The sequence below is a fragment of the Flavobacterium buctense genome (genome assembly GCF_014486695.1).
In the GTDB taxonomy this organism is placed as follows: Bacteria; Bacteroidota; Bacteroidia; order Flavobacteriales; family Flavobacteriaceae; genus Flavobacterium; species Flavobacterium buctense.
Map to the genome: position 1 here is coordinate 897,479 of NZ_JACTAB010000001.1, position 6,694 is coordinate 904,172.

Here is a 6,694-nt window from a genome sequence, read left to right on the forward strand (position 1 = left end):
AAAATAAATTTAACAAAACATGAAAAAATTAGTATTCGCAGTCGTTTTTGCATTAGTGTCTCAATTGGGTTTTGCTCAAGATAAAGCATCAAAAGAAGATGTTGCAGCAGTGATTGAAAAAAGTGGCGCTTCAGGTCAAATGAATTCGGCTAAAAAGCAAGTGTTAAGCATGATTCCTCAAGATAAACAAGCCGCATTTGTGGTAGAGTTTGACCTTTTGTTGAAAAAAGTAAATGATGCCACGGTTGAAATTTACATGCAAGAGTATTCTAAAGAGGATATTAAAGCGATGTTGGCTTTTTATAACAGTCCAGTTGGAAAAAAAATGGCTGAAAAAGCAGAGAGCATTGCCACTAAATCTCAAGAGTCAATGGCCGGTTTACAAGGAGAAATTCAAGCTTTATTGATGAAATACATGCAGTAATTTGTCAGCATAAAATAAAGTTAAAATCCCAAACACTGTTTGGGATTTTTTATTTTTACTTAAAATATCTTCTTTATCAAAAACAAATCTCTTTCATGAAATCACAATTCTTACTCGATCCATCCATCACTTTCTTAAATCACGGTTCTTTTGGCGCTTGTCCGAAACCGATTTTTGAAGAATTCCAACGTTTTCAATTAGAGCTAGAAAACGAACCGGTAGTCTTTATTCAAAAGAAATTGCCGCAATATTTAAAGCAAGCCAAATTGCCATTAGCGAGATTTATAGGTTGTGACTCAGAAGATTTCTTTTTTGTACCCAATCCGACTGTGGCGATTAATACCGTGATGAGAAGTTTAAAACTCAATCCGGGAGACGAGATTTTATCGACCAATCATGAATATGGTGCCATGGACAGAACTTGGAATTTTTATTGCAAAAAATCAGGAGCCAAGTATGTTCGTCAAAACATTAGTTTGCCGATAGTTTCCAAAGCCCAAATCATTGAGGAGTTTTGGAAAGGCTATACTACCAATACTAAAGTGATTTTTTTAAACCAAATGTCGAGCTCAACGGCTTTGATTTTTCCGGTTAAGGAGATTTGCGATAAAGCTCAAGAATTAGGATTAATCACAATAATTGATGGCGCGCATGTTCCCGGTCATATCGATTTAAATATAACCGATTTGAATCCCGATTTCTATACCGGAACGCTGCACAAATGGATGTTGGCACCCAAAGGCAGTTCGTTTCTCTATGTCAAAAAAGAATTCCAAGCCGAGATTGATCCTTTGGTGGTAAGTTGGGGTTATGAAAGTTTGGCGCCAAGCGAAAGTCAGTTTCTCGATTACCACGAATATCAGGGAACCAATGACCATTCTGCTTTTTTGTGTACGCCCAAAGTCATAGCATTTTTGGAACAAAATAATTGGAAGGAAAAATCAAAAGCTTGTAAGCAAATCGTTTTTGCCAATTACCAACGCTTTTGTGATTTGCTCAAAACACAACCATTGGCACCGATTACGGAAGAATTTTTAGGCCAAATGGCAAGTGTTCCGGTGAAGACATCCAACCCGGCAGAGTTGAAAGACTTGTTGTATGACAAATATAAAATTCAAATTCCGGTGATGCCTTTGAATGGAGCAATTTATTTGAGGTATTCGATTAATGCTTATAATTCGCAGGAAGACTTGGATATTTTATACAAAGCACTGGAAGATATTATTCAAACCACAGATTTGATAGAAGCATAAAGTCCTAGCCCGGATTGCAATGGAAATCCTCGAAGAGATTGGAATGGAAAGCCGGATTAAGCTCCTAAAAATCAAACCCAGTTTTCCCTTTTTTTCAATTCAGTGATGTGTGCCAAATGGTGGTTACAATGCCATTCGTAGAGACAAATCATTTCGCGGAGCTGGAATTCCTTATTGTGTTCGGGGTGAATGTAAGCGGCTTCCAAATCGGTTTCCGATAAGCTTTTCATCACAAATGCCAGGCGATAATGTAAACCTTCCAGGAATTGTAGCGTAGGTTCAATCGGCATGGTTTTGTTGTCGATGCCTTCGCCCCAAAGATTTTCGTAGTAGAATTTGATGGTTGGATTGTTTTCGGTCAGCGTCCATTTTAACCGAATAAAACAATTCATATGACTATCGGCGCAATGGTGAATTACTTGACGAACGGTCCAGCCTTCCGGACGATAAGGAGTGTTCAATTGTTCTTGCGTTAAATGAGCTACTTCGGCTTTTAATTTTTGCGGAAAAGTTTCAATGGTTTGTATGGCTTTCGCAAAAAGTTCAGCCGTGTATGCTTTTGGGGCTTCAAAAGTTCCGATAGGATAGCGTAAATCTTTCATAATTATAAAGTGAGTTGGGCCAAATAGTCATAATGTTGGCCTTCGAGTACCAATTCGCATTCCAAACCATTGGCGTGAGCAGCATTTTGCAAAGTGTTATAGTCGAGATAAAGCCACGGGAAAGTGTCTTCGGTTTTTCCTTTATAAGAAACGGTAAATGTCAGTTCACCATAATAACCATCGGCCGGAACCAAAAAACTGCCGTCTTCATCTTCGTCAAACATATAAATAATGTCTGAGCTGTCAATCAAAATCTGTCCGTTTGGATTCAAAAGTGATTTTAGTTTTTGCAAATAATTCGAAGTCTCAGCAAGTGTTCCAAAGATTCCTGTGCCGTTCATTAATAAAATAATCGTGTCGAATTTTTCATTCTTAATATCCAATACATTCTGAACTCGGGCGTTTTTTACACCTCGAAGTTGGCAAGCTTTAATGGCGTTAGGAGAAATATCAATTGCGGTAACCTCAAATCCTTTTTCTTGTAAATGCAAACTATGGCTTCCGGCGCCGCAACCAACGTCGAGGATTTTGCCTTTGGCGAGTTGGAGCGCTTTCTTTTCCAATTTTGGCATGTCATTATAGGAACGAAAAAGATACTCGACGCTCATCTCATCGGCTTCGGAGATATTGGTTTCGGTGACTAAGTCTTCGGGTGAATTATTAGTTTGAAAATCGAGTATGGCTTGACCGAAAAGATCTTTCATTTTTTTGAGTTTCTAAGACACTGAGTTGCTGAGTGACTGAGTTTTTATATGTTTTTAAGTATGGATTGCTCAAAGATGTTTAATTTTGTACTATGAGTTTGAAACCTTCCTTAAACGAAATCCAAAAGTTAGCCAAAGATAAGCATATCGAAAACAAAAAGTATTTCGACAAGCTGAAAAAGAAGACGCCTAAGAATTTGGATTATGTGATGCAGGATTTACATGACGCCGAGTTTAAGCGAACGGATTGCTTGACTTGTGCTAATTGTTGTAAAACGACCGGACCATTATTTACTTCGGCCGATATCGAACGCATTGCCAAGCATTTGAAACAAAAGCCACAGCAGTTCATCGACCAGTATTTGCGCATAGATGAAGACAAAGATTATGTGTTGCAAAGTGTGCCTTGTACCTTTTTGGACAATGAGAATTATTGTATGATTTATGAGGTTCGGCCCAAAGCTTGTCGCGAGTTTCCGCATACGGATAGAAAGAAATTCCAACAAATTTCCGATTTGACTTTGAAGAATGTAGCGATTTGCCCGGCAGCTTATAATATAGTAGAAGAAATGAAAAAACGTTTACCTTTATAATATTGACATGAAAGTTTACAGATCAAAAATCGATTGGTGGTTGATTATCATCATTTTTGTTGTCTTTTGTTATCCAATAATCGACGGGATTTTAACTAAGGAATACCTATTGTCTTTGGTGTTTGCCGGAATATTGTTTTTAGTATTTCTGATGTTTAAATCCATTAAGTATAAAATTGATGGCGACAAACTGAAAATTTGGACCACCAAAATAGATATTCATGCGATCAAAAAAATATACAGTACCCATAACCCGCTCAGTTCCCCGGCTTTGTCGTTGGATAGAATTGCTGTGGTTTACAATAAGTATGATGAAGTGCTAATTTCTCCCAAAGAAAGAGAAGATTTTATCGCCGAACTTTTAAAAATTAATCCGAATATCGAAGTCAAGCTTTAGTTGTAAATCAGGTATTTTTTACGCATCGCTTTAAACTCAGCCAAGCCTTTCTCCCAAGATTTTCTAATCTCAGTTTCCGAAGTTCCGGCTTCAATTTGCTTTTGTAGTGTTTTGGTTCCGGCCAATTTGGTAAAGAAATCATTGAAGAATTTCGTTTTGTCTGAAGTTGTATTGTAGGCTTTAATAAGCCATTTTAATTCCAAGCGAGTCACTTTTTGAATTTGGGTTAAATCTTCTCCGTAGCACAATTGGTCTTTGTGCATCGGTTCTTTGGCACCAAAATTCGGAATCGGGGTAAAGCTGAAATCACTTTTAGGCAAAAAAGGCGAACCGTAAATTTGAAACTGTTTTTCAGTTCCTCGTCCCGAACTCACATTAGTTCCTTCAAACAAACACAAACTCGCATACAAATTAATGGATTGGTCGTTGGGTAAGTTTGGTGAAGGTTTTACGGGTAAACTATAGGGCATTTCTCTTTTGTAATTCAAACACGGTATCACAGTCAGGTTACATTGCGCTCCGTTTTTCAACCATTTTTCACCGTTAATCATTTGGGCATATTCGCCAATGGTCATGCCGTGAAGCAATGGGATTTGGTGCATACCCACAAAACTGGTAAATTCTTTTTCTAAAATCGGTCCGTCCACAATAGCACCATTTGGATTAGGTCGGTCTAAAACAATCAACGGAATGTTGTTTTCTGCACAAGCTTCCATTATATAATGTAGCGACGAAATATAAGTATAGAATCTTGCACCCACATCTTGCAAGTCAAAAACCAACACATCAATACCGGCTAATTGCTCCGGTTTTGGTTTTTTGTTGTTGCCATAAAGAGAAATGATAGGCAAACTGGTTTTAGTGTCTTTGCCGTCTTTAATCAATTCGCCTGCGTCAGCAGTGCCACGAAAACCATGTTCTGGCGCGTAGATTTTCTGAACTTTGATTGTTGCTTGTAAAAGAAAATCCACTATTGATATTTTCTCATATGTATTTCTCAGTACGATTTTCCCGTTTGATAAAGTATCGTATTCATGAGTTAATATTCCGGTTTGATTGGTTACAATCCCTACTTTTTTATTTTTCAATAAAGGCAAATATATTGCCCAGTTGTCAGCACCTGTTCCGATTTCAGCTTTCTGCGTTCTGCTGTCTGCGTTCTGCTTTTCAACTTCTGCCTTATCCCTTTTCCCTTTTCCCTTTTCTGAAGCACCACACGAAAGCATTAGCAAAACCGAGAATAAAACTGTATTTTTGAACACCAAATTTGAAATCATACCATTGAAATTAGAATATTTTATAGCGAAACGACTCATTACTGCTAAAGACCATAAAAGTAGTATTTCTGCGCCAATAATAAAAATTGCCATCACCGCGATTGCCTTGGGCATGATAATGATGATAGTTTCCATTGCTACTGGTATGGGTTTGCAACAAAAAATACGCCAAAAGGTTTCTGCTTTCAACGGTCATATTCTAATCTCAGGTTACAATGACAACAATTCGGATGTCAGTACCAAACCGATTTCGCTTAAACAAGCCTTTTATCCTAAGTTCAAAAACGTGGATGGCATCGCCCATGTTCAAGCCGTCGCAAGCAAAGCCGGAATCATAAGAACCGAAACCGCTTTCGAAGGCATCATTTTCAAAGGTGTCGGCAAAGATTACCAAACCACCAATTTAGAAGAATATTTAATCGAAGGTCGATTGCCCAATTTCAAAACCAATCTCAACGAAGAAGTTTTGATTTCGCAATACCTCGCCAATCGTTTAGGATTAAAACTCAACGACAAGTTTGTGACCTATTTCATGAAAGAAAACAGTGAAGGCTACAACCTGCGTAACTTTAATATTGTGGGGATTTATAATTCCGGTTTTCAAGAATTTGATGCCAGTTATATAATCGGTGACATTCGCCATGTCCAAAGAATCAACAAATGGAAGCCAAACGAAATAGGTTCTTTCGAAGTCTTCGTCGACGATTTTACCCAAATCGAACAAAAAGGACAACAAGTCTACGATGAAACTTCGTCCACACTCGATACCCAAACCATAGTCGAAAAGTTCTATTACATCTTCGAATGGCTCAAACTATTTGATTTCAATATCATTGTTATTCTAATAGTTATGATAGCCGTTTCTACTATTAATATGGTAGTCGCGCTCTTGGTGCTGATTTTAGAAAGAACCCAAATGATAGGTATTCTTAAATCGCTCGGCGCCAACAATTGGTCCATCCGAAAAATATTCCTCTACAATGCCGCTTACTTAATAGGAAGAGGATTGCTTTGGGGTAACATCATCGGAATCGGATTGCTATTGCTCCAAAAATACTTCGGCATCATCAAGCTCAATCCCGAAAGTTACTATGTCAACGAAGCACCGGTCGACATCAATCTATTCTATATTCTACTCTTAAATATAGGAACTGTAGCCATTTGTCTATTGGTTTTATTAATCCCTTCCTATATCATTACTAAAATTACCCCATCTAAATCCATCCGTTTCGAGTAATTGATTATAAGGAGCGAAAGGCTTGGGCATTATCAGCTATGGTAATTCCCGCTTTCCGAGCTACGCGGTAGCTTCTACAATCGGGGCTAGAGGAGAGGCTTTTTGGCAAATTTGTTAAGGAAAGTAAAAAACAGCTTTGTAAAATTCGAGTAATCAGGTATTTGAAAAAAACTCTAAAAAAGGGTGTTTTTTATTTGGATTGGGAGG

8 protein-coding genes are annotated in these 6,694 nt (G+C 37.9%); 5 read left to right on the forward strand and 3 right to left on the reverse strand.

What is annotated here, in order from left to right; all coding sequences use genetic code 11:
- The first annotated feature begins 19 nt into the window (after positions 1 to 19).
- Both ICG50_RS03935 and ICG50_RS03940 read left to right on the forward strand, forming a co-directional pair.
- Positions 20 to 424, forward strand: coding sequence for a DUF2059 domain-containing protein (locus tag ICG50_RS03935; RefSeq protein ID WP_187659594.1), 405 nt, complete (start codon positions 20 to 22; stop codon positions 422 to 424).
- Between the two features lie 95 nt (positions 425 to 519).
- A complete protein-coding gene (locus ICG50_RS03940; RefSeq protein ID WP_187659595.1) occupies positions 520 to 1,677 on the forward strand; it encodes an aminotransferase class V-fold PLP-dependent enzyme in 1,158 nt (385 codons plus the stop codon).
- A 71-nt stretch (positions 1,678 to 1,748) separates the two neighbouring features.
- Here the strand turns inward: ICG50_RS03940 and ICG50_RS03945 are convergent, their stop codons facing one another.
- Positions 1,749 to 2,279 carry a YfiT family bacillithiol transferase gene (locus ICG50_RS03945; RefSeq protein WP_187659596.1) on the reverse strand — a complete coding sequence of 177 codons (531 nt, stop codon included), beginning with the start codon at positions 2,277 to 2,279 and terminating at the stop codon, positions 1,749 to 1,751.
- Positions 2,280 to 2,281: 2 nt separating this feature from the next.
- Positions 2,282 to 2,983, reverse strand: a complete 702-nt coding sequence (locus ICG50_RS03950; RefSeq protein ID WP_187659597.1) for a class I SAM-dependent methyltransferase — start codon at positions 2,981 to 2,983, stop codon at positions 2,282 to 2,284.
- A 92-nt stretch (positions 2,984 to 3,075) separates the two neighbouring features.
- On the opposite strand from ICG50_RS03950, the gene ICG50_RS03955 reads away from it, so the two are divergent.
- Complete coding sequence (locus ICG50_RS03955) at positions 3,076 to 3,576, forward strand: YkgJ family cysteine cluster protein (RefSeq protein ID WP_379760821.1); 501 nt, start codon at positions 3,076 to 3,078, stop codon at positions 3,574 to 3,576.
- A 7-nt stretch (positions 3,577 to 3,583) separates the two neighbouring features.
- Positions 3,584 to 3,973: a PH domain-containing protein gene (locus ICG50_RS03960; protein ID WP_187659598.1), complete on the forward strand. Its 390-nt coding sequence runs from the start codon at positions 3,584 to 3,586 to the stop codon at positions 3,971 to 3,973.
- On the opposite strand, the gene ICG50_RS03965 is transcribed toward ICG50_RS03960, so the two are convergent.
- Positions 3,970 to 5,250 (reverse strand): exo-beta-N-acetylmuramidase NamZ family protein, encoded by a 1,281-nt coding sequence (locus ICG50_RS03965; RefSeq protein WP_187659599.1) that lies wholly within the window; start codon positions 5,248 to 5,250, stop codon positions 3,970 to 3,972. The genes ICG50_RS03960 and ICG50_RS03965 overlap by 4 nt on opposite strands.
- A gap of 4 nt (positions 5,251 to 5,254) precedes the next feature.
- Here ICG50_RS03965 and ICG50_RS03970 point away from each other — a divergent pair, with 4 nt between their 5' ends.
- On the forward strand, positions 5,255 to 6,487 hold the full coding sequence (locus tag ICG50_RS03970) for an ABC transporter permease (protein WP_187659625.1): 1,233 nt from the start codon (positions 5,255 to 5,257) through the stop codon (positions 6,485 to 6,487).
- The last annotated feature ends 207 nt before the right edge of the window (positions 6,488 to 6,694 follow it).

What these genes read in the sequence shown, in the direction of transcription:
- ICG50_RS03965 (WP_187659599.1), bottom strand. Translation starts at nt 5,250, where the DNA reads ATGATTTCAAATTTGGTGTTCAAAAATACAGTTTTATTCTCGGTTTTG.
- ICG50_RS03945 (WP_187659596.1), bottom strand. Translation starts at nt 2,279, where the DNA reads ATGAAAGATTTACGCTATCCTATCGGAACTTTTGAAGCCCCAAAAGCA.
- ICG50_RS03960 (WP_187659598.1), top strand. Translation starts at nt 3,584, where the DNA reads ATGAAAGTTTACAGATCAAAAATCGATTGGTGGTTGATTATCATCATT.
- ICG50_RS03935 (WP_187659594.1), top strand. Translation starts at nt 20, where the DNA reads ATGAAAAAATTAGTATTCGCAGTCGTTTTTGCATTAGTGTCTCAATTG.
- ICG50_RS03940 (WP_187659595.1), top strand. Translation starts at nt 520, where the DNA reads ATGAAATCACAATTCTTACTCGATCCATCCATCACTTTCTTAAATCAC.
- ICG50_RS03955 (WP_379760821.1), top strand. Translation starts at nt 3,076, where the DNA reads ATGAGTTTGAAACCTTCCTTAAACGAAATCCAAAAGTTAGCCAAAGAT.
- ICG50_RS03950 (WP_187659597.1), bottom strand. Translation starts at nt 2,983, where the DNA reads ATGAAAGATCTTTTCGGTCAAGCCATACTCGATTTTCAAACTAATAAT.